General features: G+C 72.8%; 26 protein-coding genes and 1 tRNA gene. 16 read left to right on the plus strand and 11 right to left on the minus strand.

The features are described 5' to 3' along the window. The first annotated feature begins 9 nt into the window (after window positions 1-9). The 6 genes from AB0L74_RS07635 to AB0L74_RS07660 all read left to right on the plus strand — a co-directional run bounded on the left by AB0L74_RS07635 (window position 10) and on the right by AB0L74_RS07660 (window position 4,038). Window positions 10-237 (plus strand): hypothetical protein, encoded by a 228-nt coding sequence (locus tag AB0L74_RS07635; protein ID WP_365646879.1) that lies wholly within the window; start codon window positions 10-12, stop codon window positions 235-237. 431 nt (window positions 238-668) lie between these two features. Continuing rightward, complete coding sequence (locus AB0L74_RS07640; protein ID WP_029382810.1) at window positions 669-872, plus strand: cold-shock protein; 204 nt, start codon at window positions 669-671, stop codon at window positions 870-872. Between the two features lie 236 nt (window positions 873-1,108). Continuing rightward, complete coding sequence (locus AB0L74_RS07645; protein ID WP_365646882.1) at window positions 1,109-2,614, plus strand: DEAD/DEAH box helicase; 1,506 nt, start codon at window positions 1,109-1,111, stop codon at window positions 2,612-2,614. A 14-nt stretch (window positions 2,615-2,628) separates the two neighbouring features. Beyond that, window positions 2,629-2,928, plus strand: coding sequence for a CBS domain-containing protein (locus AB0L74_RS07650; protein WP_365646885.1), 300 nt, complete (start codon window positions 2,629-2,631; stop codon window positions 2,926-2,928). Further along, the gene (locus tag AB0L74_RS07655) at window positions 2,916-3,248 is read left to right on the plus strand and encodes an SCO5918 family protein (protein ID WP_365646888.1); all 333 of its coding nucleotides are present in this window, start codon (window positions 2,916-2,918) and stop codon (window positions 3,246-3,248) included. The genes AB0L74_RS07650 and AB0L74_RS07655 overlap by 13 nt, the downstream gene beginning before the upstream one ends. A gap of 439 nt (window positions 3,249-3,687) precedes the next feature. Next, on the plus strand, window positions 3,688-4,038 hold the full coding sequence (locus tag AB0L74_RS07660) for a helix-turn-helix domain-containing protein (RefSeq protein WP_365646891.1): 351 nt from the start codon (window positions 3,688-3,690) through the stop codon (window positions 4,036-4,038). Between the two features lie 62 nt (window positions 4,039-4,100). On the opposite strand, the gene AB0L74_RS07665 is transcribed toward AB0L74_RS07660, so the two are convergent. The 3 genes from AB0L74_RS07665 to phoU all read right to left on the minus strand — a co-directional run bounded on the left by AB0L74_RS07665 (window position 4,101) and on the right by phoU (window position 5,566). Further along, window positions 4,101-4,349 (minus strand): SCO4226 family nickel-binding protein, encoded by a 249-nt coding sequence (locus AB0L74_RS07665; protein ID WP_365646894.1) that lies wholly within the window; start codon window positions 4,347-4,349, stop codon window positions 4,101-4,103. Between the two features lie 225 nt (window positions 4,350-4,574). Beyond that, on the minus strand, window positions 4,575-4,730 hold the full coding sequence (locus AB0L74_RS07670) for a hypothetical protein (RefSeq protein WP_365646897.1): 156 nt from the start codon (window positions 4,728-4,730) through the stop codon (window positions 4,575-4,577). Between the two features lie 134 nt (window positions 4,731-4,864). Beyond that, on the minus strand, window positions 4,865-5,566 hold the full coding sequence (gene phoU / locus AB0L74_RS07675) for a phosphate signaling complex protein PhoU (RefSeq protein ID WP_365646899.1): 702 nt from the start codon (window positions 5,564-5,566) through the stop codon (window positions 4,865-4,867). Between the two features lie 202 nt (window positions 5,567-5,768). On the opposite strand from phoU, the gene AB0L74_RS07680 reads away from it, so the two are divergent. Together AB0L74_RS07680 and AB0L74_RS07685 are read left to right on the plus strand one after the other, a co-directional pair. After that, window positions 5,769-7,097: an ATP-binding protein gene (locus AB0L74_RS07680; RefSeq protein ID WP_365646902.1), complete on the plus strand. Its 1,329-nt coding sequence runs from the start codon at window positions 5,769-5,771 to the stop codon at window positions 7,095-7,097. Further along, window positions 7,094-7,774 carry a response regulator transcription factor gene (locus AB0L74_RS07685; RefSeq protein WP_030734890.1) on the plus strand — a complete coding sequence of 227 codons (681 nt, stop codon included), beginning with the start codon at window positions 7,094-7,096 and terminating at the stop codon, window positions 7,772-7,774. The genes AB0L74_RS07680 and AB0L74_RS07685 overlap by 4 nt, the downstream gene beginning before the upstream one ends. Window positions 7,775-7,948: 174 nt before the next feature. On the opposite strand, the gene AB0L74_RS07690 is transcribed toward AB0L74_RS07685, so the two are convergent. Beyond that, window positions 7,949-8,638: a DUF461 domain-containing protein gene (locus AB0L74_RS07690; RefSeq protein ID WP_365646905.1), complete on the minus strand. Its 690-nt coding sequence runs from the start codon at window positions 8,636-8,638 to the stop codon at window positions 7,949-7,951. Window positions 8,639-9,304: 666 nt separating this feature from the next. Here AB0L74_RS07690 and AB0L74_RS07695 point away from each other — a divergent pair. From AB0L74_RS07695 to AB0L74_RS07720, 6 genes are all read left to right on the plus strand, one after another. Beyond that, window positions 9,305-9,787, plus strand: a complete 483-nt coding sequence (locus AB0L74_RS07695) for a CarD family transcriptional regulator (RefSeq protein WP_003953493.1) — start codon at window positions 9,305-9,307, stop codon at window positions 9,785-9,787. Between the two features lie 255 nt (window positions 9,788-10,042). After that, a complete protein-coding gene (gene ispD, locus AB0L74_RS07700; RefSeq protein WP_365646908.1) occupies window positions 10,043-10,795 on the plus strand; it encodes a 2-C-methyl-D-erythritol 4-phosphate cytidylyltransferase in 753 nt (250 codons plus the stop codon). After that, window positions 10,785-11,288 (plus strand): 2-C-methyl-D-erythritol 2,4-cyclodiphosphate synthase, encoded by a 504-nt coding sequence (ispF, locus tag AB0L74_RS07705; RefSeq protein ID WP_365646910.1) that lies wholly within the window; start codon window positions 10,785-10,787, stop codon window positions 11,286-11,288. The genes ispD and ispF overlap by 11 nt, the downstream gene beginning before the upstream one ends. A 167-nt stretch (window positions 11,289-11,455) precedes the next feature. Further along, the gene (gene cysS / locus AB0L74_RS07710) at window positions 11,456-12,856 is read left to right on the plus strand and encodes a cysteine--tRNA ligase (protein WP_365646912.1); all 1,401 of its coding nucleotides are present in this window, start codon (window positions 11,456-11,458) and stop codon (window positions 12,854-12,856) included. A gap of 89 nt (window positions 12,857-12,945) precedes the next feature. Continuing rightward, complete coding sequence (gene rlmB, locus AB0L74_RS07715) at window positions 12,946-13,887, plus strand: 23S rRNA (guanosine(2251)-2'-O)-methyltransferase RlmB (RefSeq protein ID WP_365646915.1); 942 nt, start codon at window positions 12,946-12,948, stop codon at window positions 13,885-13,887. A gap of 150 nt (window positions 13,888-14,037) precedes the next feature. Beyond that, window positions 14,038-15,801 carry a DoxX family membrane protein gene (locus AB0L74_RS07720; RefSeq protein ID WP_365646918.1) on the plus strand — a complete coding sequence of 588 codons (1,764 nt, stop codon included), beginning with the start codon at window positions 14,038-14,040 and terminating at the stop codon, window positions 15,799-15,801. A gap of 88 nt (window positions 15,802-15,889) precedes the next feature. On the opposite strand, the gene AB0L74_RS07725 is transcribed toward AB0L74_RS07720, so the two are convergent. From AB0L74_RS07725 to AB0L74_RS07740, 4 genes are all read right to left on the minus strand, one after another. After that, window positions 15,890-16,621 carry a nucleotidyltransferase family protein gene (locus AB0L74_RS07725; RefSeq protein WP_365646921.1) on the minus strand — a complete coding sequence of 244 codons (732 nt, stop codon included), beginning with the start codon at window positions 16,619-16,621 and terminating at the stop codon, window positions 15,890-15,892. 48 nt (window positions 16,622-16,669) lie between these two features. Then, window positions 16,670-17,125 (minus strand): hypothetical protein, encoded by a 456-nt coding sequence (locus AB0L74_RS07730; protein WP_365646924.1) that lies wholly within the window; start codon window positions 17,123-17,125, stop codon window positions 16,670-16,672. Between the two features lie 227 nt (window positions 17,126-17,352). Continuing rightward, window positions 17,353-18,441 carry a sn-glycerol-3-phosphate ABC transporter ATP-binding protein UgpC gene (gene ugpC, locus AB0L74_RS07735; RefSeq protein WP_365646927.1) on the minus strand — a complete coding sequence of 363 codons (1,089 nt, stop codon included), beginning with the start codon at window positions 18,439-18,441 and terminating at the stop codon, window positions 17,353-17,355. A 200-nt stretch (window positions 18,442-18,641) separates the two neighbouring features. Continuing rightward, window positions 18,642-19,637 carry a WYL domain-containing protein gene (locus AB0L74_RS07740; protein WP_365646930.1) on the minus strand — a complete coding sequence of 332 codons (996 nt, stop codon included), beginning with the start codon at window positions 19,635-19,637 and terminating at the stop codon, window positions 18,642-18,644. 116 nt (window positions 19,638-19,753) lie between these two features. On the opposite strand from AB0L74_RS07740, the gene AB0L74_RS07745 reads away from it, so the two are divergent. Together AB0L74_RS07745 and AB0L74_RS07750 are read left to right on the plus strand one after the other, a co-directional pair. Next, a complete protein-coding gene (locus AB0L74_RS07745) occupies window positions 19,754-20,164 on the plus strand; it encodes a DUF3224 domain-containing protein (protein ID WP_365646933.1) in 411 nt (136 codons plus the stop codon). 92 nt (window positions 20,165-20,256) lie between these two features. Next, window positions 20,257-20,330: transfer RNA gene (locus AB0L74_RS07750), tRNA-Thr, on the plus strand. A 43-nt stretch (window positions 20,331-20,373) separates the two neighbouring features. On the opposite strand, the gene AB0L74_RS07755 is transcribed toward AB0L74_RS07750, so the two are convergent. The 3 genes from AB0L74_RS07755 to AB0L74_RS07765 all read right to left on the minus strand — a co-directional run bounded on the left by AB0L74_RS07755 (window position 20,374) and on the right by AB0L74_RS07765 (window position 23,461). Then, window positions 20,374-20,853 carry a GNAT family N-acetyltransferase gene (locus tag AB0L74_RS07755; protein WP_365646936.1) on the minus strand — a complete coding sequence of 160 codons (480 nt, stop codon included), beginning with the start codon at window positions 20,851-20,853 and terminating at the stop codon, window positions 20,374-20,376. Window positions 20,854-20,862: 9 nt separating this feature from the next. Next, window positions 20,863-21,753: an aminoglycoside phosphotransferase family protein gene (locus AB0L74_RS07760; protein ID WP_365646939.1), complete on the minus strand. Its 891-nt coding sequence runs from the start codon at window positions 21,751-21,753 to the stop codon at window positions 20,863-20,865. 205 nt (window positions 21,754-21,958) lie between these two features. Further along, window positions 21,959-23,461 carry an MFS transporter gene (locus AB0L74_RS07765; protein ID WP_365646941.1) on the minus strand — a complete coding sequence of 501 codons (1,503 nt, stop codon included), beginning with the start codon at window positions 23,459-23,461 and terminating at the stop codon, window positions 21,959-21,961. Window positions 23,462-23,494: the final 33 nt, after the last annotated feature.

Genomic DNA, 23,494 nt, shown 5'->3' on the forward strand with positions numbered 1-23,494 from the left:
GGGGTCGCCATGGAGCCGCTGGAAACGCCGCCGGACGGATGCGCGGAGGTGCACATCGCCGCCGCGTCGCCCGAGGTCGCCCGCCGGGTCGCGGAAGTCCTCCGCCGCTGCTTCGCCGCCACCGAGCAACGCAGCTACCCCGCGGGCGCCGACGGGGGCACGCGTCTGGAACTCACCGTGGACACCTCCCGCACCGCGGAACCGGCCCGGTCCTGGCTGGAGAGCAGCAGGCCGTAGACGGAGCACGGGGCTCGCGGCGGGCGGGCCCCGGCTCACCTCCCCGCCCCACGCCGATGTGACCTTCGTCGCGGCGGGGGAGATACGGGGCCTCGCCCGCGCCTCCGCCGCTGGCGACCGCGGCGGTGGCGCACGGCCCATCGGGGGAGGTCGGGGCGCTGCGGCGGGGCGGGGCGGGTGGAAACGGCACCCCTGCGGTGAGCAATATCTGTGGTTGCCACGTGAGAAATAGAGGGGGCGCGCGGCGAGTATTCCCCGGTCGGCCGCCGCGGCCAAATTTCTGCCCGTGCACGGCCGTTGGCACCGTGCTACTGTCGATCTCAGTTGCAGGTGTGGTTGCCAGAAGGTTTTTCCGTCGGGGTAATCAACACGGCGACGCGGAGTCCGCACAGGGCGAACTCCGAGCACCGTTTCCCTGAAGGAGAAATAACATGGCCAGTGGCACCGTGAAGTGGTTCAACGCTGAAAAGGGCTTCGGCTTCATCGAGCAGGACGGCGGCGGCCCCGACGTCTTCGCCCACTACTCCAACATCGCCACCTCCGGCTTCCGCGAGCTGCTGGAAGGCCAGAAGGTGACCTTCGAGGTCGCGCAGGGCCAGAAGGGCCCGACGGCCGAGAACATCGTCCCCGCCTGACATCGGCGCTGACGCATACTTCGCAGCTGGGGCCCGCACCTTGGGGTGCGGGCCCCGGCTCGCTGCATTTTCAGGCTCGCGGCGAAGCCTTTCCCATCGCCGCACGGCGACGTTTTCCCGTCGCCCGGGCCGGCTCAGTCCGCCCTCATCAATCATCGGCTCGTTCTCGCGATTCTCTGCGCCGCTCATGTGCTGCGGGAATTCCTTGTTTCGTGCCGTATCAAGGAAGGTCCCGCGTGAATCGCAGCCGTACTACTCGCACAAACGACCGCTTCGGAGGCGCTGACGCCAAGCGCTCCGGTGCCTCCCGCCGATTCCAGGGCGGCCGGTCCCGCAACGGCCGGCCCCAGGGCGCCGGCGGCCGTCCGGCCGCGCAGGGCGGTGACTTCGCCCTGCCCAAGACGATCACGCCGGCCCTGCCCGCCGTCGAGTCGTTCGCCGATCTGGAGATGCCGGCTCCGCTGCTGGCCGCGCTCGGGCGCGAGGGCGTGACCGTGCCGTTCCCCATCCAGGCGGCGACCCTGCCGAACTCCCTGGCCGGACGGGACGTCCTCGGCCGCGGCCGCACCGGCTCCGGCAAGACGCTCGCCTTCGGGCTCGCCGTACTGGCCCGCACGGCCGGGCAGCGCGCCGAGTCGCGGCAGCCGCTCGCCCTCGTCCTCGTCCCCACCCGGGAACTCGCCCAGCAGGTCACCGACGCGCTCACCCCGTACGCCCGCGCCGTGCAGCTGCGGCTGGCCACCGTGGTCGGCGGGATGTCGATCGGCCGGCAGGCCGGTGCGCTGCGCGCCGGCGCCGAGGTGGTCGTCGCGACGCCCGGGCGGCTGAAGGACCTCATAGACCGCGGCGACTGCCGGCTGGACACCGTCGGCATCACCGTCCTCGACGAGGCCGACCAGATGACCGACATGGGCTTCATGCCGCAGGTCACCGCCCTGCTCGACCAGGTGCGCCCGGAAGGGCAGCGGATGCTCTTCTCGGCGACCCTCGACCGCAACGTCGACCGGCTCGTGCGCCGCTACCTGCACGACCCGGTGGTCCACTCCGTCGACCCGTCCGCGGGCGCGGTCACCACGATGGAGCACCACGTCCTCCACGTGGACGAGGCGGACAAGCGGCAGACGACCACCGAGATCGCGGCCCGCGACGGCCGGGTGATCATGTTCCTGGACACCAAGCACGCCGTGGACCGGCTGACCAAGCACCTGCTGAACAGCGGTGTGCGGGCCGCCGCCCTGCACGGCGGCAAGTCCCAGCCCCAGCGCACCCGCACCCTCGCCCAGTTCAAGGACGGACAGGTGACCGTGCTGGTGGCGACCAACGTCGCGGCGCGCGGCATCCACGTCGACAACCTCGATCTGGTCGTCAACGTCGATCCGCCCACCGACCACAAGGACTACCTGCACCGCGGCGGCCGTACGGCCCGGGCCGGCGAGTCCGGCAGCGTCGTCACCCTGGTCACCCCCGACCAGCGCCGCGGCATGAGCCGGCTGATGGCCTCGGCCGGCATCACGCCGCGGATCACCGCGGTGCGTTCGGGCGAGGCGGAACTGAGCCGGATCACGGGAGCCCAGGCCCCCTCCGGCGTCCCGGTCGTCATCGCCGCGCCGGCCGTGGAACGTCCCCGCCGCGCCGCGTCCTCCTCCCGGGGGCGCCGGGGCCGCCCCGGCCGGGCCCGGTCCGCCGAGCGGACGGCACGCGGCGGCGGGCAGCGGCGGTCCGACTTCGGCTCGGCGGCCTGACCGTGGCCGACGACATGGACGTGACCGGACCGCGGGTGCGCGACGACATGACCGTCGAGGTGGCCCTGTCCGTGATGGCCGGTGCCCGGGTCGAGTACCTGCTGCTGTGCGACGGGGACGACCAGTGCACGGGCGTGATCACCCGGTCCGGGCTCGCCGCCCTCCGCTCCGGCTCCGCGTACACGGACCGGCTCCGTCTGCGGGACGTCCCGCACGGACCGCTCTCCTCGTCCGGCGCCCGGTCCGGGGGTTCCGCCCCGGCCGGCCCGGTCGGCCCTTCTCCTTCTCCCTGTGAGGCAACATGCGCTGTGTGATCGCCCGGTATCCGTTCGAGCTGACCAAGAGCGGAGTGCTGGCCTCGATGGAGGGCGTCAAGCCCGAGCCCATCACGGGCGAGTCCGTGACCATCGGACGCCGCCGCTATCCCGCCAAGCAGGTGGGCGCGGTCGTCACCCGCCAGGACCGCCGCGACTTCACCAGCGGTGAGGTCGTCCGGGCGATGGCACGGCTCGGTTTCACCTGCCATGCCCATCCCGACGCCGCGCCCGTGAGCGAGCCCGCCACGCCGCTCCAGACCGCGTCGGCTCTGCTCGGCGGCGTCGCCGCCGCCCCGGCGGACGCACACAAGGAGTAGGCCGCCGCACCAGACAACGCGATGAGGGCCCTGCCGACGCACGTCGGCAGGGCCCTCATCGCGTTCTCGCCGCCGCCCGCGCGTCCGGCGGTGCCGCACGCCGGGACGGAGACGGCGGTGTCCGGGCCGTGACCGGACGAGAGCCGCGACAGCACACGGGCCGCGACCGGAACCTCTGGCCGGAGCGCCTCAAAATCTACTCTTGCGAGAGTAGACATGGCGCTGCTGTGTGGTTAGGATTCTTGTCATAGACAAGGTCAAGTGAGACCTGGCAGACACGAACTGCCGGGTAGGAGCTCACGAAGTACGGAGGAGAGGAGCAGACGCCAACAGAAGGTCGGCCCAGCGGTAGAGCCGGCCGATGGTGTTCAATTCCCCTCGGGGCCCTGGTGCCGTGCGGCACCAGGGCCCCTCGACGCGTTGCACAACACGAGGTGACATGACAGCTGATAGTCCGCTCAGCGATCGTCTGGATGACGACGACTACCCCGCCTACACGATCGGCCGGGCCGCCGAGATGCTCGGCACCACTCCGGGCTTTCTCCGCGCCATCGGCGAGGCCCGTCTGATCACCCCGCTCCGGTCCGAGGGCGGACACCGCCGGTACTCCCGTTATCAGCTGCGGATCGCCGCCCGGGCCCGCGAACTCGTCGACAAGGGAACGCCGATCGAGGCCGCCTGCCGCATCGTCATCCTCGAGGACCAGCTGGAGGAAGCCCAGCGCATCAACGCCGAGTACCGCCGGGCCGCGAGCAGGGCCGCCGCCGACGACGGTTCCGCCTCCGGCTGACGGCCCGCGCGGCCGGCGCCCCTCCGGTGCGCTCCGGGGCACTCACCCAGCGCCGGGTTCCCTCATACGGTCAGCGGCACCTCGTGGATCTCGTCCGCCCGGTGCCCCGCCCGTTCGTGGACGCGCTGGACCGCTTCGGCGGAGGGAGCCTCGGAAAGGCAGTAGACCGTGCCGGAGCGCGGGTCCGCCCACGCCCGCTCGAAGTGGACGCCCTCGTCCTTCTCGATGGCCAGGTCGGCCCGGTGCGCCTCGTGCAGCTGGTCGGCGGTGATGCCCCGCATCCCGTGGTGGACATCCATGAAGTGGGCCATGGCGCCGCACCTCCTTACCCTTGCCTCTCCCTCCATGCTCCGCCCGTGCGCGGCTCCGGGCGAGTCCGTCCGACGCGCGTCAGGGCCCGCCCGGCCCCGTACCCCTCGGCCCGCCCGCGCCCGCGCCCGGTCCGCGAGCCGCGCGGCGCCGCGCCCCCGCCCCACGGCGAAGGGCCCCGGCAGCCGCGCCGGAGCCCTTCGGAGACGTACGGGAACGGCGTACCGTCAGCCGCACTGGCAGGGGTTGCCCGACTGGCAGCCGCAGCCGCAGCCCGAGCCGCAGCCGCAGGCGGCCACCAGGGTCAGGTTCCTGACCTCGGCGGGCTGCTCGGACGGGCGTTCCCGGGCGGGGTCGGGGGTCGTGCTGGGGGATTCGGCCATGGGTCCCTCCTCAAGGCTGGTGCCTGTGCCCATTGCACGCCCCGGGTGCCGGTCGCATCAACGGCGCACTGTGGCTCGTACGCGCCCCGAGCGCGTGCCGGGCGGCCGGAGCCCCCGGGCGGGATCCCGGCGGCTCAGACCCCCTCGCTCCCCGCCACCGCCTGGATCTCCGGCTGGATGTCCGCCTGGAGCTCGTCCGCGTGCTCGCCCGTCACCAGGTACACCACCCGCTTGGCGACCGCGACGGCGTGGTCGGCGTACCGCTCGTAGTAGCGGCCCAGCAGGGTCACGTCGACGGCCGTCTCGATGCCGTGCTTCCAGCGGTCGTCCATCAGGTGCTGGAAGAGGGTGCGGTGCAGGAGGTCCATCGCGTCGTCGTCCTGCTCCAGCTGGAGGGCCAGGTCGACGTCCTTGGTGATGATCACCTCGGCCGCCTTCGCCATCAGGCGCTGCGCCAGCTGGCCCATCTCCAGGATGGTGGCGTGCAGGTCGTGCGGGACCGCCCGCTCGGGGTAGCGCAGCCGGGCCAGCTTCGCCACGTGCTGGGCGAGGTCGCCGGAGCGCTCCAGGTCGGCGGACATGCGCAGCGAGGTGACGACGATCCGCAGATCGGTCGCCACCGGCTGCTGCCGGGCCAGCAGGGCTATGGCCCGCGCCTCCAGGTCGTGCTGGAGCTGGTCGACCTTGGCGTCGGCCTCGATCACGTGCTCCGCCAGCTTCAGGTCGGAGTCGAGGATGGCGGTCGTGGCGCGCCCGATCGCCGACCCGACCAGCCGGGCCATCTCCACCAGACCGTCGCCGATCGAGTCCAGTTCCTCGTGGTACGCGTCCCGCATCAGGGTTCCTCTCGTACGTCTTCGAATGGGAGCTCGCGCCCCTCGCTTCACCCCCACGTTTCCACGTTCCGGCCCGCACGCGTCCGTTTCCGGCATCCCGAATGAACCATCCCTGGCCCCCAGGTGAACTCTGAGCGACGAGTGTTCGAGCTCGCACTCCGATGGCTGTAGGCGGGCCCTTCCCCGTGCCTAACCTGGAGGCATGGACGTGAACGCGGCGGTCGCCGCAGCGGCAGCGATCGCCGGAGTGCTCACCGGTGTCATCGCCATGCTGGCGTTCCGCTGGAGCGAGCGCGACCAGAAGCGACCCACCCGGACCTCCCTGCACGTCGACCCGATGCTCCCGCCCGGCGTGGACACCGTGCTGTCGGTGCTCCGCTCCTCCGCCGTCGTCCTCGACGAGGAGGACGCCGTGGTCAAGGCGAGCTCGGCGGCGTACGCCCTCGGACTGGTCCGCGGCGGCAAGCTGGCCGTCGAGCCGATGCTCCAGATGGCCCGCGACACCCGGCGCGACGGGGAGATACGGCAGGTCGAGCTGGACCTGCCGCGGCGGGGGACCGGGCGGGGCGACGCCCTGGCCGTCTCCGCGCGCGTCGCGCCGCTGGGCTCGCGGCTGGTGCTGCTGCTCGTGGAGGACCTCACCGAGGCCCGCCGGATCGAGGCCGTGCGGCGCGACTTCGTCGCCAACGTCAGCCACGAGCTGAAGACCCCGGTCGGCGCGCTCTCCCTGCTCTCCGAGGCCGTCATGGACGCCTGCGACGACCCCGAGGCCGTACAGCGCTTCGCCGGGCGGATGCAGATCGAGGCGACCCGGCTGACCAACCTGGTGCAGGAGCTCATCGACCTCTCCCGGGTGCAGAACGACGATCCGCTGGAGGACGCCGAGCCGGTCCGGGTGGAGGAACTGGTAGCCGAGGCCATCGACCGCTGCCGGCAGGCGGCCGGCAGCAAGCAGATCACCATGGCCACGAACGTGGGGATGCCCGAAGGGCTCGATCCGGGCACCGGCGCGCGCCGGGCCGGCGGCACGGCCGACCTCCACGTGTGGGGCAACCGCGGCCAGCTCGCCGCCGCCCTCGGCAACCTCGTCGAGAACGCCGTCAACTACTCGCCCGCCCGCACCCGCGTCGGCATCGCCGCCCGCAGGGTGGCGGCACCCGGCGGGGACATGATCGAGATCGCGGTGACCGACCAGGGCATCGGTATCTCCGACAAGGACAAGGAGCGCATCTTCGAGCGCTTCTACCGCGTCGACCCGGCCCGCTCCCGGGCCACCGGCGGCACCGGCCTCGGACTCGCCATCGTCAAGCACGTGGTCGCCTCGCACGGCGGGGAGGTCACGGTGTGGAGTGCCGAAGGCCAGGGCTCCACCTTCACCCTGCGGCTGCCGGAGGCGGGCCGGTCCCGCGACCGGGCCCAGCCGCGATCCGCCCGCGCCGGTGGCGAAGCCGGGCGGTCCACCCCCACAGCTTCCCCCCACACCGCTCCATCCCCGTACGCAACGCTTCCCGCTCCGGAGGTCCTTCCGTGACCCGTGTGCTCGTCGTCGAGGACGAGGAGTCCTTCTCCGACGCACTGTCGTACATGCTCCGCAAGGAGGGCTTCGAGGTCGCCGTCGCGGCCACCGGGCCCGACGGGCTCGACGAGTTCGAGCGCAACGGCGCCGACCTCGTCCTCCTCGACCTGATGCTCCCCGGCCTGCCCGGCACCGAGGTGTGCCGCCAGCTGCGCGGCCGCTCCAATGTTCCCGTGATCATGGTGACCGCCAAGGACAGCGAGATCGACAAGGTGGTCGGACTGGAGATAGGAGCCGACGACTACGTCACCAAGCCGTTCTCCTCGCGGGAGCTGGTCGCCCGCATCCGGGCGGTGCTGCGCCGCCGCGGCGAGCCGGAGGAGGTCGCCCCGGCCGCGCTGGAGGCCGGCCCGGTCCGCATGGACGTCGACCGGCATGTGGTGACCGTCGGCGGCAGCAAGGTCGACCTGCCGCTGAAGGAGTTCGACCTGCTGGAGATGCTGCTGCGCAACGCCGGCCGGGTGCTGACCCGCATGCAGCTCATCGACCGGGTCTGGGGCGCCGACTACGTCGGTGACACCAAGACCCTCGACGTCCACGTTAAGCGCCTGCGCGCCAAGATCGAGCCGGACCCGGGCGCGCCGCGGTATCTGGTGACGGTCCGCGGACTCGGTTACAAGTTCGAGCCGTAGGCCGTACGGGCGGTCCGAACCCGTAGGCCGCAGGGCGGTCGCGAGCCGCAGGGCCATACGGCGGTCTGAGCCGCGGGCCGCACGGCGGGGTCCGCCGGGCTCGGCCCGGACGTGCGGAAGGGCGGGGCCTTGGGGGAGGCCCCGCCCTTCCGCACGTGGTGCGCGGTACGACGGTCAGTGACCGGCCGCCGCCTCGTGCGACTCCGACGCGCCGGCCGACGCGCTCGCGGAGGCACCGGCGCCCGGGGTGGCCGAGCCGGCCGGCGCGGAGGCGCTGCCGCTCGGGGTGGCCGAGGCGCCGTGCGACGGCTCCTGGGAGGCGCTCGCCGAGGCGCCCGGCGCGGCCGGGACCTCGCTCGGGCCCCAGCCGGAGAAGTAGCCGGAGGCCGGGACGACGAAGGCGCGCAGGCTCACGTCGCCGGCCTCGCTGAAGCTGAAGGTGACCTTCTGGGCGTCGCCGTCCCGCACGGCCTCGCGGCCCTCGGGCAGCACGGCGCCGGCGTTGTCCTTGCCGCCGATGATCAGCGAGCCGCCGGCCGGGACGGTCAGGTCCTTCCGGCCCTTGGCGGGCTTGAGCTCGACCGCCTGGCCGGCGCCCTCGACGGTGACGGACTCCAGCTTCTGGTCGGTGTTGCCGGTGTTGAACACGGTGGCGGAGACCGCGGCGGGGCCCGTCGACTCCCGGTCGGGCTGCGTGATGACGACCGCGTTCTGGATCTTGATGTCACCGACGGTCGTCGCCGCGTGGTCCGGCTGGATCTGGAGCGTCTGGGCGTTGTTGCCGGCGCCGCACGCGGCGAGCGGGAGAAGGGAGAACGCGATGGCGGCGGCGGCGAGGGCGCCGCGTCGAAGGCTGCTGCTCACGGCGGCGGCAACTCCTTGACTCGAGCGAGGCGGCGGCCACGTGATAAAGCCGCCCTAAGTGACTGTCAGCGGCCTTAGGTTACCGAGCCGTTCCCGGGCCGCCGCACCCGACCCTCCCCCAGAGGCCGTCGGCTTCGCTCGGCAGGCGGTAGGCCAGGCGCCACAGGGCGCCACAAGTGACTCGTCGGTCACATTCGCCCCCTGCGTGTCCGGCATTCACATAAGCAGCTCGGAGATGGCCGCCCGATAGCCCCGATAGCTTCGCCGCGCGCGGCCGCCCGGCATGCGAATTCCGCGTGAAGGAATGCATCACCGGACGAGAAATTGATCACCCGTCCGGGGCCCTCGGACGCCGGGTGATCAATTCGCGGATTCGTCCGGAAGCTCACTCCGGAGCCCGAACGGAGTAGCGGAAGTCGAGCACTTGGAACCGGACATATCGGGTGGTTCGGCCGCCCGAGGGGGGTGTCGCGGGCGTGTGACGTGCGTGTTTCGACCGCCCTGTAGAGCGCCTCCGACCTGCGAATACCTCCTTCCGCCGCCCCTCCGCAGCACGTCCCTGTCGCTGTTGTCAAGCCCTGAGATATGCCCTGACCTGCGAAAACGCCATTCAGAAGACGCCGTATCCGTGTTACCCTGGATAGCCACGGAAGGGGTACCTGTCACATGACGTTCAAGGTTGGCGACACCGTGGTCTATCCCCATCACGGGGCCGCGCTGATCGAGGCCATCGAAACTCGCCAGATCAAAGGCGTGGACAAGACCTACTTGGTGCTGAAGGTCGCCCAGGGTGACCTGACGGTACGTGTGCCAGCGGACAATGCGGAGTTCGTCGGCGTGCGTGATGTGGTCGGTCAGGACGGGCTGGACCGGGTCTTCGAGGTGCTGCGCGCGCCGTACGCCGAGGAGCCCACGAACTGGTCGCGTCGCTACAAGGCAAATCTGGAGAAGCTCGCCTCCGGCGACGTCATCAAGGTCGCGGAAGTCGTGCGCGACCTGTGGCGCCGTGAGCGCGAGCGCGGACTCTCCGCCGGTGAGAAGCGGATGCTCGCCAAGGCCCGCCAGATCCTGGTGAGCGAGCTCGCCCTCGCGGAGAACACGAACGAGGACAAGGCCGAAGCCCTGCTCGACGAGGTCCTCGCCTCCTGACCCGAGGCGGACCCGCTCGGTTCAGCACACGAAATGCCGCGGTGCCCGATGACGCCTTCGCTGTCGCCGGGCGCTGCGGCATGTCCGCACCCCGGCGCCGTCCGCCCGCTGACCCCCCGGGCGTGCCCCCGGCCCGACCAGTTCACGGAAGGGGCTGGTCGAGGCGGAGCGCCCGGCACGTCCCCGCGTGGTGGGCAGGGGCGCACGCCCAGGCCATACCCACGTAGGCCGAGCACACAAACCTGACAGGAACCGATGTCTGACGATTCGCGTCCTTCACCCGCCGCGGCGCCGACCGCCGCCGTGATTCCGGCCGCCGGTCGGGGCGTGCGCCTCGGTCCGGGCGCCCCGAAAGCGCTCCGCGCGCTGGGCGGAACCCCCATGCTCATCCACGCGGTCCGCGCCATGGCCGCCTCCCGCGCCGTCTCCCTGGTGGTCGTCGTCGCCCCGCCCGACGGCGCCGCCGAGGTCAAGAGCCTGCTGGACGCGCACGCGCTCCCCGAGCGGACGGACTTCCTCGTGGTGCCCGGCGGCGCGTCCCGCCAGGAGTCCGTGAAGCTCGGCCTCGACGCGCTGCCGCCCGGCTACGACATCGTCCTGGTGCACGACGCGGCCCGGCCGCTGGTGCCGGTCGACACCGTCGACGCCGTCATCGAGGCCGTCCGCGACGGTGCCCCCGCCGTCGTCCCGGCCCTCCCGCCGGCCGACACCGTCAAGCAGGTCGAGCCCGCCGCCACGCCGGGCGGTCCCGAACCGGTGGTGGCGACGCCGGAGCGCTCCCTGCTGCGCGCTGTGCAGACCCCGCAGGGCTTCGACCGCGCCACGCTGATCCGCGCCCATGAGACGGTGACCGGCGCCGTCACCGACGACGCCGGCATGGTCGAGCAGCTCGGCGTGCCGGTCGTGGCGGTGCCCGGCCACGAGGAGGCGTTCAAGGTCACCCGCCCCCTGGACCTCGTCCTCGCCGAGGCGGTACTGGCCCGCAGGAGGCTCAACGATGGCTTCTGAGACGCCCGCGCCGCCCGCCCTGCCCCAGGTGGGCATCGGCACCGACATCCACGCCTTCGAGGAGGGCCGCGAGCTGTGGTGCGCGGGCCTGAAGTGGGAGGGCGAGGGGCCCGGCCTGGCCGGGCACTCCGACGCGGACGTCGTCGCGCACGCCGCCTGCAACGCGCTGTTCTCCGCCGCCGGGCTCGGTGACCTCGGGCAGCACTTCGGCACCGGGCGGCCCGAGTGGTCCGGCGCCTCCGGGGTGACCCTGCTGACGGAGGCGGCGCGGATCGTGCGCGAGGCCGGCTTCCGGATCGGCAACGTCGCCGTCCAGGTCGTCGGAGCCCGTCCCAAGATCGGCAAGCGGCGGGACGAGGCGCAGAAGATCCTCTCCGAGGCCGCCGGCGCCCCGGTCTCCGTCTCCGGGGCCACCACGGACGGTCTCGGCTTCCCCGGCCGCGGCGAAGGGCTGATGGCGGTGGCGACGGCCCTCGTGGTACGGACGGGCTGAGTCCGACGGACGGGATCCGGGCGGTCCGGTTCCGCCTGTGACCGCCCGGCCCCCGGCCTGGACGTCCGGTCCCCGGCCTGGACCGCCCTGGCCCCCCGGTATCACGATTGCGCGGCCCCGGCGCGGAAGGTCGCGGGGCACTGCCCGGCGCCCACTACCCTGGACACGTGACTATTCGCCTGTACGACACCAGCGCCCGGCAGATCCGCGACTTCACCCCCCTCCAGCCCGGGTGTGTCTCGATCTACCTGTGTGGCGCCACCGTGCAGGCCCCCCCGCACATCGGGCACATCCGGTCGGGGCTGAACTTCGACATCATGCGCCGCTGGTTCGCCTACCGCGGCTACGACGTCACGTTCGTACGCAACGTCACCGACATCGACGACAAGATCATTCACAAGGCGGCGGAGCGGAACCGCCCCTGGTGGGCCATCGGTTACGCCAACGAACGGGCGTTCGGCGACGCTTACGCCGCACTCGGCTGCCTGCCGCCCACCTATGAGCCACGCGCCACCGGACACGTCCCCGAGATGGTCGAGATGATGCGCACGCTCATCGAGCGCGGACACGCCTACGAGGCCGACGGCAGCGTCTACTTCGACGTCCGGTCCTGGCCCGCGTACCTGGAGCTGTCCAAGCAGGACCTCGACGAGATGCGGCAGCCCGCCGAGGAGGGCATCACCGGCAAGCGGGACCCGCGCGACTTCGCCATGTGGAAGGCCGCCAAGCCCGGCGAGCCCGACTGGGAGACCCCCTGGGGCCGCGGCCGTCCGGGCTGGCACCTGGAGTGCTCCGCGATGGCGCACAAGTACCTCGGCAGCGCCTTCGACATCCACGGCGGCGGACTGGACCTGGTCTTCCCGCACCACGAGAACGAGATCGCCCAGGCCAAGGCGTTCGGCGACGACTTCGCCCAGTACTGGGTGCACAACGCCTGGGTCACCATGAGCGGCGAGAAGATGTCGAAGTCGCTCGGCAACTCGGTCCTGGTCTCCGAGATGGTCAAGCAATGGCGCCCGATCGTGCTGCGCTACTACCTCGGCACCCCGCACTACCGCTCCACCATCGAGTACAGCGAGGAGTCGCTGCGCGAGGCGGAGGCGGCGTTCGCGCGGATCGAGGGCTTCGCGCAGCGGGTGGTGGAACTCGCCGGGGGTCCCGTCGAGCCCGCCGCCGAGGTGCCGCCCGCCTTCGCCGACGCCATGGACGACGACCTGGGCGTGCCGCAGGCGCTCGCCGTCGTGCACACCACGGTGCGGCAGGGCAACAGCGCGCTGGCCGCAGACGACAAGGAAGCCGCCGTCGCCCGCCTCGCCGAGGTGCGCGCCATGCTCGGCGTCCTGGGCCTGGACCCGCTCGACCCGATGTGGGCCGGGGAGAGCGACCGGGGCGAGGATCTGCGCGGCGTCGTCGACACCCTCGTACGGATGGTGCTCGACCAGCGCGAGGCCGCCCGCGCCCGCAAGGATTGGTCCACCGCGGACGCGCTGCGCGACCAGCTCAACGCCTCCGGGCTCGTCATCGAGGACAGCCCCCAGGGGCCGCGCTGGAGCCTCGGCTCGCGCTGACCACCGTAGATCGACTGTGCCGCCCGGGGCTCCGGGCGGCACACTGCATAAGACGTATGTACGACCACTTTCACGGAGACGGGTAACTCATGGCCGCGAACAACCGCCGCATGTCCGGCAAGAAGGGCGCGCAGGTCGGCAGCGGCGGCAAGCGGCGCCGGGGCCTGGAGGGCAAGGGCCCGACGCCCCCCGCCGAGATGCGCAAGGGACACGTCAAGCAGCGCGCCGCACAGGCGAAGGCCCGCCGGGCCCAGGGCCGCACGCAGGGCAGGCGCGGCGGCGGCCGGTCGACCTCCGAGCTCGTCGTCGGCCGCAACCCCGTCGTCGAGGCGCTGCGCGAGGGCGTGCCCGCCTCGACCCTCTACGTCCAGCAGTTCATCGACAACGACGAGCGGGTGCGCGAGGCGCTCCAGCTCGCGGCCGAGCGCGGCAACCTCAACCTGATGGAGGCGCCGCGTCCCGAGCTCGACCGGATGACCAACGGGCTCAACCACCAGGGCCTGGTCCTCCAGGTCCCGCCGTACGAGTACGCGCACCCCGAGGACCTCCTCGACGCCGCCGCCGACGAGGGCGAGGACCCGCTGATCGTCGCTCTCGACGGGGTGACCGACCCGCGCAACCTGGGTGCCGTCGTCCGATCCGTCTCCGCCTTCGGGGGCCACGGCGTCGTCGTACCCGAGCGGCGCGCGGCCGGGATGACCGCCGGTGCCTGGAAGACCTCCGCCGGGACGGCCGCCCGGACGCCCGTCGCCCGCGCCACGAACCTGACGCGCGCTCTTGAGCAGTACAAGAAGGCTGGAGTCGTGGTGGTCGGCCTCGCCGCCGACGGAGACGTCGAGCTCGGCGAGCTGGAGGCCCTGGAGGGGCCCGTCGCCATCGTCGTCGGCAGCGAGGGCAAGGGCCTGTCCCGGCTCGTCGGCGAGACCTGCGACTTCCGGGTGCGCATCCCGATGCCCGGCGGCGCCGAGTCGCTCAACGCCGGTGTGGCGGCGGGCATCGTGCTGTACGAGGCGGCGCGCAAGCGCTCGTGAGGTAAGGCGCGGCGCGTCCCCGGGAGGCGCGAACGGATGTGCCGCGCCGTCACCCGAACGGGGTGTTCCGGGCAGCCCGGAGCAGCTTGACGCGGTCCGGACAGTTCCGGCGGGTCAAAGCAGTGTCCTAACGACACGTCACTCGGTTAGATGAGTGTGGACACCAGAACACCCCGCACACCCACGGGGGACCGCTCGTCGGGAATCGACGACGCTCCCGCGCTGAGCATGGTGAAGGTGCCGAGCGATCCGGCGCAGGTCATCGTCAACAATGCGAGCTTCCGCGTCGAGCTGGGCGCCTCGGCGCGGCGCACCCGGTCCCCGCGGGTCGCGCGGCACTTGAGCGCCACCCAGGACACCGCCCCCATGCCCGTCGCCGGCTCCGCCGAGCACACGGCCGGCCTCGCCCGCCGGCGGCCGGTCGTATGGAGCGGCCACACCGAGCCGGACGACACCGGCGCCCACCGGCTGCTGCAAGCCGTGCGGGCCGGTACCGGCCACCACGTCGCGGAGCCCGCCGCCGACGCCGGGGCCACCCAGGTCATCCCCCGCGTCGGCCTCGGCCCGGGCGGCCCGCACCCCGACGGCCGCGGCGGCCGTGACGGCCGTGACGGCCGTGACGGGTACGGCGGCCATGACGACTACGACGAGCTCGCCACCCAGACCCTCCCCACCCCCGTCGTCGGCCCCCAGCGCACCCCCGGCGCGGAGGACACCCGGCTGCTGCCCGCCATGCGCGGCGCCGGCCCCGCCTACGGCCAACCCGCCGGCCCGGACGACGAGTTCGACGACGACACCGCCGACGGCACCCTCGACGGCCGGGCCGCGGGCGAACCGTCCGGCCGCCGCCACGGCGACGACCCGGCACGGCACGCCTACTACCCCGGCCGCCGGATGAACCTCGGCGTCGTCCTGCTGCCGCTGCGGGTCTTCCTCGGCGCCATCTCCATCTACGCCGGCATGGGCAAGCTCTGCGACCCCGTCTACTTCGACGGCGGCGAACGCGGCTCCATGGTCAAGTGGCTCAACACCCTGCACCCGTGGGAAGTCGCCGAGCCGCTGCGCCAGTTCGCCCTCCAGCACCCGGTCGGCTCCGGCCTCGTCATCGCCTTCCTCCAGGTCATCGTCGGCGTCCTGACGGTGCTGGGCTGCTGGCAGCGCGTCGCCGCCGTGATCGGCGCGGGCCTGTCCGCCGCGCTGCTGGTCACCGTCAGCTGGAAGAGCGTCCCCGCCTATGACGCGCCCGACATCATCTACCTCGCCGCCTGGTCCCCGCTGATCATCGCCGGCGCCCCCGTCTACTCCGTCGACGGCCGCCTCGCCGGGAGCGCCTGGCGGCGCCTCGGGCCCCGCGCCCCCCTGTGGGACCTGCGCCGCTTCGTGCTGCGCCGGGGCGCTCTCGTCACCTTCGTCGTCACGGGCCTCACCCTGCTGGTCGGCTCGCTGCTCGGCGGCGCCGTCCGGGACGCCGACCGCGTGGTCGTCCCCGGCCCCGGCGAGGCCCCGCGCAACGAACAGCCCGGCTCCCCGCTCCCCGTGGAGCCCGGCGAGCGGCGGCGGGAGCAGGCCCCGGAGGTCTCCGCCTCGCCCACCCAGGAGGCCACCTCCGGCACGACCGCCCCGACCGCCGGTGCCGGCTCCACGACCGGTGCCACGAGCGACGCCGGCACGGCCACCAGCGGATCGCCCAGCCAGACGCAGGGCACCACCGGGCAGGCCCCGCCGCAGCAGCCCTCCACGGCCGGCCAGGCGCCCAGCACCAGTTCGGGCCCGACCAGCGGCGGCACCCCCACCGGGGGCGACGCCGGCAGCGGCTCGACCGCCGGTACCGGCACCGGTACCGGCGGTGACAGCAGCGGAGGCGGCTCGTCCTCCTCCGGGCAGCCGGGGCTCGTCGGCGGCCTGCTGGGCTGACACCGCCCACGGCACGCACGGCCCGTACGAACGGGGTCCCGCACACCAGAAGGTGTGCGGGACCCCGTTCGCCGTATACGGCGGGCTCTCAGCGGCTCGAAGCCGCCAGCTCCTTCGCCGCCTCCGTCAGGTCCTTCGCGGTGTCGATCGCCCGCCAGTAGGAACCCTGCGGGATCGGGAAGCCGGCCAGCCGGCGCTCACGCGCCAGACGCGGGAACGTGGACCGCTCGTGGTCGCCGCGCTCCGGCAGCATCTCGGCGAACCCGGGGGAGAAGACGTACACGCCCGCGTTGATCTCGAAGGTCGACGGGGGCGCCTCGATGAAGTCGGTGATGTGCCCGAAGCCGTCCGTCTTCACCGCGCCCCAGGGAAGGCGCGGGCGGGCCAGGGCGAGGGTCGCGACGGCGTCCCGCTCGGTGTGGAAGTCCGCCATGTCGCGCAGCGAGAACCGGGTCCAGATGTCGCCGTTCGTGGCGTACCAGGGCCGGTCGGGGTGGGGGAGACGGGCGGCGGCGTACTTCAGGCCGCCGCCGCGGCCGAGGGGCTCGTTCTCGACGACGGTGGTCACGGAGAGGGGCAGATCCGCGCTCTCCAGCCACTTCTGCAGCACCTCGGCGAGGTGGCCGCAGGAGACCACCACGTCCGTCACGCCCTCCTCGGCGAGCCAGGAAAGCTGATGGCCGATGATCGGGGTTCCCGTACCGGGGATCTCGACCATCGGCTTGGGCCGGTCGTCGGTGTAGGGACGCAGCCGGGAACCCTGGCCGCCGGCCAGGACGACGGCTTGCACGGGGCGGGACGCAGCGCTCGGATCGGTCATGACCGCACTGTACGTGGCGCCCCGCCCGGCCCGGCGCCGGCCGCGGCGTCAGCCGTGCGCGGCCAGGACGCCCGAGGCGTAGGAGGTGTCGCAGACGGGGCGGGAGTACGACTGGGCGCGCGTCGGGCCGTAGACCCGCACCGCGGCGCGGCCCAGGGAGCGGGCGATGGACGCGCAGTGCCGGGCCAGTGCGGGGCGGTCGTCGACCGCCTCCTGGAGGTGGGTGAGCGCGACGCCCGGGTCCTCCTCCTGGAGTTCGGTCAGCAGCCGTCCGCGCAGGACCTCGTGGGGGGCCAGCGCGGCGGCGCGGGAGGACGCCTTCGACACCGAGGCGTCCGCCGCGGTGAGCACCGGGCTCGAGGAATCCCCCGACCAGTTGACTCGGGTGACCGCGAGGGTCCCGGAGAGCACCAGGACGACGGGCAGGACGAAGGCGAGGGAGCGGCCGATCCGGCGGGCGGGGCCCCGGCCGCGTCGCGTCTGTGGGGTGGTGGAGTGCTTCACGCAGGTGAGGGTAGCGCCCCGTAGTGATTTGGAGACATTTAGTCACCCTTATGGGGGGTGAAGAGGGGCCCGGAAGTGGGTAAGGCGTTGACGCACACTGCTCGAAATGCCCGGTGTGCCGGGGTATTTGTCGACAGCGCGAAGGGCCCCGCAGCGCTCTGCGGGGCCCTTGCTCACCGATTCCCGCCCCCGGGCCGTGACGGCCGGGGACGGGGGCTCATCGCCGCTCAGTCGGAGAGGCGCTCACCGGTGGAGGTCGAGAACACGTGGGTCTCGCCGGAGCGCGGCACGACGTGCAGCCGGCTGCCCTTCTCCGGGACCTCACGGCCGCCGACGCGGACGACGAGGTCCTTCGCCTCCCCGCCGACCTCCGCGGTGCCGTAGACGTACGCGTCGGAGCCCAGCTCCTCGACGACGTTGACGGTGACCGCGACACCCAGGTCGGAGTCGGGGCCCGCCACGTCGAAGTGCTCGGGACGGACACCCACGGTGACCTTCTTGTCGGTGGTGGAGGACAGCGCGTCGCGCTGCACCGGCACCACCGAGTTGCCGAACTTCACGCCGCCGTCGGTGATCGGCACCTCGATCAGGTTCATCGCCGGGGAGCCGATGAAGCCGGCCACGAACAGGTTGGCGGGCCGGTCGTACATGTTGCGCGGGGTGTCGACCTGCTGGAGCAGACCGTCCTTGAGGACCGCCACGCGGTCACCCATCGTCAGGGCCTCGACCTGGTCGTGGGTGACGTAGACGGTGGTGATGCCCAGACGGCGCTGGAGCGAGGCGATCTGCGTACGGGTGGACACACGCAGCTTGGCGTCCAGGTTGGACAGCGGCTCGTCCATGAGGAACACCTGCGGCTCACGCACGATCGCGCGGCCCATCGCCACACGCTGGCGCTGACCGCCGGAGAGCGCCTTCGGCTTGCGGTCCAGGTACTGCGTGAGGTCGAGGATCTTCGCGGCCTCCTCGACCTTCTGCCGGATCTCCGCCTTCGGCACGCCGGCGATCTTGAGCGCGAAGCCCATGTTGTCGGCGACCGTCATGTGCGGGTAGAGGGCGTAGTTCTGGAACACCATGGCGATGTCCCGGTCCTTGGGCGGCAGGTGCGTGACATCGCGGTCGCCGATGCGGATGGCGCCGCCGTTGACGTCCTCCAGGCCCGCGAGCATCCGCAGGGACGTGGACTTGCCGCAGCCGGACGGGCCGACCAGGACGAGGAACTCGCCGTCCGCGATCTCGATGTCCAGGGCGTCGACGGCGGGCTTGTCGGAACCCGGGTAGATCCGGGTCGCCTTGTCGAACGTGACAGTGGCCATGGTGAATGGGCCCCCTTCTACCGGCAGGAACGTGCCGGACGATCCGTTGTAGGAAGGCGGTGCCACGACGGGATTCCGTTGTGGTGTCCGTTTGTGGTGTAGTCCACACAGGTGAACTGGCCGAGACGGTACCTGGCGTTCACCCGGTCTGTCAGTACCCGCGGGCATGTGAACTTCGCCGAAATTCTCGGAACCGCCCCTCAGGGCGACACCCCGGCGTACCGCCGGGCCAGCACCGCCACCGCCTCCGCCACCGCTCGCCGCAGCCCGTTCGGGCCCAGCACCTCCGCCTCCGTGCCCAGCCGCAGCAGGTCTCCCACCGCGACGGCCCGCGACTCCACCGCCAGCTCCACCTCCACCCACCCGTCCCCGCCGGGCGGGCCGGCCGCCTCCAGCGCCCGCGCCCCCGCCGCCCCGAACAGCATCGGCAGCAGCTTCCGGCCCCGGGGCGAGAGCCGCAGCCGCGCGGTCTCCTGGTGCAGCGCGGCCTCCAGCCGCCGGGAGGACTCCGTCCAGTAGGCGGCGAGATCGAAACCGGCCGGCCGCTCGAAGCCCTGGCCCGCCGCCTCCACCTCCGAAAACCGCGACACCCGGTACGACCGCACCGCCGCGCCGGTCCCCGCCCCGCCGTCGTCCGACGACGCCACGAGGTACCAGATCCCGCCCTTGAGCACGAGCCCCAACGGCCGCAGCTCCCGCCGCACTTCCCCCCGCCAGCGCCGGTAGCGCGCCCGCAGCACCCGCTGCTCCCACACCGCGCGCGCCACCGCCGCCAGATGCGGCACCGGCTCGGCGTCCCGGAACCAGGCCGGCGCGTCCAGATGGAACCGCTCCTGCACCCGGCCGGCCTGCTCGCCCAGCTCGGCGGGGAGCGCGGCCCGCAGCTTGAGCTGGGCCGTCGCCAGCACCGCCCCCAGCCCCAGCTCCCGCGCGGGCCCCGGCATCCCGGCCAGGAACAGCGAACCGGCCTCGGCGTCCGTCAGCCCGGTCAGCCGGGTGCGGTAACCGTCCAGCAGCCGGTACCCGCCGGCGGGCCCGCGATCGGCGCACACCGGTACCCCCGCCGCGCCCAGCGCCTCGATGTCCCGGTACACCGTCCGCACCGACACCTCCAGTTCGGCGGCGAGCTGGGGCGCGGTCATCCGGCCCCGGTTCTGGAGCAGCAGGAGGAGGGCGAGAAGGCGGTCGGCGCGCATGGCGGCCATTGTCGGGGCGCCCGCGCCGTACCTGACAGGAGATGTCAGGGTACGGCCGCCACAGTGGGCGCACACGGCCCGCGCGACGGCGCGGGCCACCGGACGACAGGAGACCCATGCCCGGCACCCGGACCACCGGCCACTTCACCTTCGCCGACTGGACGGAGCACCCCGTCGGCCCCGAGGACACCAGCCCCCGGCTCGCCCGCGCCTCGGTCACCAACGCCTTCACCGGCGGCATCGAGGCCGCCGGGACGCTCTGCGAGTACGCGATCGTCTACCTCGCGGACCAGACCGGCAGTTTCACCGGCGTGGAACTGCTGACGGGCCGGCTCGACGGACGGGAGGGCGCCTTCGCCCTGGAGGAGCGGGGCACCTTCGACGCCGACGGCACGGTGCACTGCCGCTTCGAGGTGGTGCCCGGCTCGGGCACCGGCGGCCTGACGGGCCTGCGCGGAAGCGGCGGCTTCACCGCACGGCACGGGGAGAAGGCGGTGGCTTACTCGTTCGAGTACGAGGTGGAGTGAGCTACTGCGGGCGGACGGAACTTCGTGGATCGGGGAAACGGGCTCTGTGTACAGTGGAGCAGCCTGCGCGAGCGGTGTGGTGATCGCGCGGTGCCTCCTTAGCTCAGCTGGTTAGAGCGCCGCTCTTGTAAAGCGAAGGTCGTCGGTTCGAATCCGACAGGGGGCTCGTGGAAGCCCAGGTCGCACATAGTGTGCGACCTGGGCTTCTGTTATGCCTGGGTGCCCAGTTTCGTCAGGGCCTCGTCTGTCAGGCGGTAGACCGTCCATTCGTCCTGGGGGCGGGCGCCGAGGGACTCGTAGAAGGCGATGGTCGGGGTGTTCCAGTTCAGGACGGACCATTCCAGGCGGCTGTAGCCGCGCTGGACGCAGATGCGGGCGAGTTCCGTCAGCAGGGCCTTGCCGTGGCCGCCGCCGCGGGCCTCGGGGCGGACGTAGAGGTCCTCCAGGTAGATGCCGTGGACGCCGCGCCAGGTGGAGAAGTTGAGGAACCACAGGGCGAAGCCGACGGGGGCGCCGGTGGTGTCGTCCTCGGCGATGTGGGCGTAGGCGGCGGGGTGGGGACCGAAGAGGGCCTCGTGGAGCTGCTCGGGGGTGGCCTGGGCTTCGGGCAGGGCCTTTTCGTATGCGGCGAGTTCGCGGATGAGGGTGTGGATGACGGGCACGTCGGCCGGGGTCGCGGTGCGGATCATGGGCGCAGGTTAGTCGGCGTGGTCGCGCAGGCGTCGGGCGATGCCGAGTTGCTCGTCCTCCAGGGGGGCGCCGGCCTCGATGTGCCACAGGCAGTTCTGGAGGACGCGGCCGAGGGTCCAGGCGCGGGCGCGGGCGCGGTCCAGGCCGAGGACGTCGGTCAGGGCGTCGAAGCGCCAGCGGGTGTCGGCGGGGTCGTGGCGGTTGCGCAGGGCGGGCAGGAGCTCGAAGCCGGGGTCGCCGACGAGGGGCTTGGGATCGATGGCGAGCCAGGGTGCGCGGGCGGAGGCGAGGACGTTGCCGTAGTGGAGGTCCCAGTGCAGGAGGCGGTCGCCGGGGTCGCCGGCGACTTCGCGGACGGCGGCGGCGCAGTCGGCGACCAGGCGGCGGGCGGCGGGGTCGGAGACGCGGGGCAGGGCGCGGCGGGCGCGGTCGAGGAGGGCGGGGGCGATGTCGGCGAGGCGGCGCAGGCCGGTGGGGGCGGGGGTGGCGGTGAGGTGGGCGAGGAGGCGGGCGAGGACGAGGACGGCTTCGTGGACGTTCTCGACGTGGGTGAGGGTGCGGGCGGGGTCGAGGCGTTCGAGGAGCAGGGTGCCGGTGGTCTCGTCGTGGGCGAGGAGGCGGACGGCCCCGTCGCCGTTCCAGGCGCGCAGGGCGAGGGGTTCGCCTTCGGTCTCCTCGTCGGGGAGCTGGAGTTTGAGGACGGCGGGGGTGCCGTCGTGGCGGTGTACGACGGGCAGGACGAGGGCGGCCCAGCCGTGCATCGGGGGGCCGTCGAGCCGGAGGTGCCAGTGGTCGAGGAAGCGGTCGGCGAGAGCGGGGAGGGCCGTGACGAAGGCGCGGCCGGCCTCACCGTTGTGGCGGAGCTGGGCCGTCGCGAAGGCTCGGGGGATGTCGATCACGGGTCGGGACGGTAGCGGCTGGCGGGCGTCCTGTGCGGGCCGTGGAGGGTTCGGGCGGTGGGGAGGGCGTACGCCGGGCGCGAGTCGTGGCGGGTTCGGAAGGCGGGGGCGCGCGCCGGGTGTGGGCCGGCGTCGGTCCGGGCGGGCGGTGGGGAAGGGACGGCGGAGCCGGTGAGGGGGTGGTGCGCGGGGCTTGTTTCGCCTCTCAGGTCGCCGGTTCGGGTACCAGGGTCTCGGCCCGGGCGCCGTGTTTGGGGGCCTTGGCCGTCACCATCAGGCCCGCGACCAGGCCCGCCAGCAGCGTGATGCCGGCGGCCGGCCAGAGGGCGACCGTGTAGCCGTGGACGATGCCCTCCCGGACGATCCCGCCGCGTTCCGCGGGAGCGGCGAGGTGGGCGGTGACGTAGGAGGCGCTGCTGGTGGTGGCCACCGTGTTGAGCAGCGCGGTGCCGATGGAGCCGCCGACCTGCTGGGAGGTGTTGACGGTGGCGGAGACCACGCCGGAGTCCCGGGGGGCGATGCCCGCCGTGGCGGTGGAGAAGACCGGCATGTAGGTGAGGCCCATGCCGAAGCCCATCAGGAGCAGCGCGGGCAGGATCTCGGTGGCGTAGGCGGAGTGGACCGTCAGCCGGGTGAGGAGCAGCATGCCGCCGCAGGCGAGGAGCATGCCGGGGACCATGAGCAGGCGGGGCGGCAGGTGCGGCAGCAGCCGGGCGGAGATCTGGGTGGAGCCGGTGACGATGGCGGCGGTCATGGGCAGGAAGGCGAGGCCGGTCCGAACGGGCGAGTAGCCGAGGACGACCTGGAAGTAGTAGGTCATGAACAGGTACAGGCCGAACATGCCGACGACGGCGAGCATGATCGCCAGGAAGCAGCCGGCGCGGGTGCGGTCGCTGACGACGTGCAGCGGGAGCAGGGGGCCGGGGGCGCGCTTCTGCCAGGCCACGAAGGCGGCGAGCAGGAGGACGGCGGCGGCGAACAGGGCGAGGACCAGCGGGTCGGTCCAGCCGCGGGGCTCGGCCTCGGCGAAGCCGTAGACGAGGGCGGTCAGGCCGCCGCAGCCGAGGAGGACGCCGGGGATGTCGAGGTGGGCGCCGCCGTGGCCGGGGCGGTCGCGGAGGAGGGCGAGCGCGCCGAAGACCGCGGCGACGGCGACGGGGACGTTGACGTACAGGCACCAGCGCCAGTCGAGGTACTCGGTGAGGACCCCGCCGACGATGAGGCCGGTGGCGGAGCCGCCGGCGGCGAGGGCGCCGTAGATGCCGAACGCCTTCGCGCGTTCCCCGGGGACGGTGAAGGTGGTGCTCAGCAGGGACATGGCGGAGGGGGCGAGCACGGCGGCGAAGACGCCCTGGAGGGCGCGGGCGCCGAAGAGCATGCCGGGGGTGGTGGCGGCGCCGCCGAGCGCGGAGGCGGCGGCGAAGCCGGCGAGGCCGATGACGAAGGTGCGTTTGCGTCCGGCGAGGTCGGCGATCCGGCCGCCGAGCAGGAGCAGGCCGCCGAAGGCGAGGGTGTAGGCGGTGATCACCCATTGCCGGCTGCCGTCGGACATGCCCAGGTCCCGCTGGGCGGAGGGGAGCGCGATGTTCACGATGGTGGAGTCGAGGACGACCATCATCTGGGCCAGGGCGATGACCACCAGCCCCCACCAGCGGTGGGGGTCGGGGTCCGTCGGCGTGGCCGGCTCACCTGTCCGGGTGGCACTCATCTGGCCAGAAGAACACGGACCGGGGCCTGTCGC

It is taken from the genome of Streptomyces sp. NPDC052020 (assembly GCF_040680575.1).
Taxonomy (GTDB): Bacteria; Actinomycetota; Actinomycetes; order Streptomycetales; family Streptomycetaceae; genus Streptomyces.

What these genes read in the sequence shown, in the direction of transcription:
- AB0L74_RS07635 (WP_365646879.1), top strand. Translation starts at nt 10, where the DNA reads ATGGAGCCGCTGGAAACGCCGCCGGACGGATGCGCGGAGGTGCACATC.
- AB0L74_RS07640 (WP_029382810.1), top strand. Translation starts at nt 669, where the DNA reads ATGGCCAGTGGCACCGTGAAGTGGTTCAACGCTGAAAAGGGCTTCGGC.
- AB0L74_RS07650 (WP_365646885.1), top strand. Translation starts at nt 2,629, where the DNA reads ATGGACGTGACCGGACCGCGGGTGCGCGACGACATGACCGTCGAGGTG.
- AB0L74_RS07655 (WP_365646888.1), top strand. Translation starts at nt 2,916, where the DNA reads ATGCGCTGTGTGATCGCCCGGTATCCGTTCGAGCTGACCAAGAGCGGA.
- AB0L74_RS07660 (WP_365646891.1), top strand. Translation starts at nt 3,688, where the DNA reads ATGACAGCTGATAGTCCGCTCAGCGATCGTCTGGATGACGACGACTAC.
- AB0L74_RS07665 (WP_365646894.1), bottom strand. Translation starts at nt 4,349, where the DNA reads ATGGCCCACTTCATGGATGTCCACCACGGGATGCGGGGCATCACCGCC.
- AB0L74_RS07670 (WP_365646897.1), bottom strand. Translation starts at nt 4,730, where the DNA reads ATGGCCGAATCCCCCAGCACGACCCCCGACCCCGCCCGGGAACGCCCG.
- phoU (WP_365646899.1), bottom strand. Translation starts at nt 5,566, where the DNA reads ATGCGGGACGCGTACCACGAGGAACTGGACTCGATCGGCGACGGTCTG.
- AB0L74_RS07680 (WP_365646902.1), top strand. Translation starts at nt 5,769, where the DNA reads ATGGACGTGAACGCGGCGGTCGCCGCAGCGGCAGCGATCGCCGGAGTG.
- AB0L74_RS07695 (WP_003953493.1), top strand. Translation starts at nt 9,305, where the DNA reads ATGACGTTCAAGGTTGGCGACACCGTGGTCTATCCCCATCACGGGGCC.
- ispD (WP_365646908.1), top strand. Translation starts at nt 10,043, where the DNA reads ATGTCTGACGATTCGCGTCCTTCACCCGCCGCGGCGCCGACCGCCGCC.
- ispF (WP_365646910.1), top strand. Translation starts at nt 10,785, where the DNA reads ATGGCTTCTGAGACGCCCGCGCCGCCCGCCCTGCCCCAGGTGGGCATC.
- rlmB (WP_365646915.1), top strand. Translation starts at nt 12,946, where the DNA reads ATGGCCGCGAACAACCGCCGCATGTCCGGCAAGAAGGGCGCGCAGGTC.
- AB0L74_RS07720 (WP_365646918.1), top strand. Translation starts at nt 14,038, where the DNA reads ATGAGTGTGGACACCAGAACACCCCGCACACCCACGGGGGACCGCTCG.
- AB0L74_RS07725 (WP_365646921.1), bottom strand. Translation starts at nt 16,621, where the DNA reads ATGACCGATCCGAGCGCTGCGTCCCGCCCCGTGCAAGCCGTCGTCCTG.
- ugpC (WP_365646927.1), bottom strand. Translation starts at nt 18,441, where the DNA reads ATGGCCACTGTCACGTTCGACAAGGCGACCCGGATCTACCCGGGTTCC.
- AB0L74_RS07740 (WP_365646930.1), bottom strand. Translation starts at nt 19,637, where the DNA reads ATGCGCGCCGACCGCCTTCTCGCCCTCCTCCTGCTGCTCCAGAACCGG.
- AB0L74_RS07745 (WP_365646933.1), top strand. Translation starts at nt 19,754, where the DNA reads ATGCCCGGCACCCGGACCACCGGCCACTTCACCTTCGCCGACTGGACG.
- AB0L74_RS07755 (WP_365646936.1), bottom strand. Translation starts at nt 20,853, where the DNA reads ATGATCCGCACCGCGACCCCGGCCGACGTGCCCGTCATCCACACCCTC.
- AB0L74_RS07765 (WP_365646941.1), bottom strand. Translation starts at nt 23,461, where the DNA reads ATGAGTGCCACCCGGACAGGTGAGCCGGCCACGCCGACGGACCCCGAC.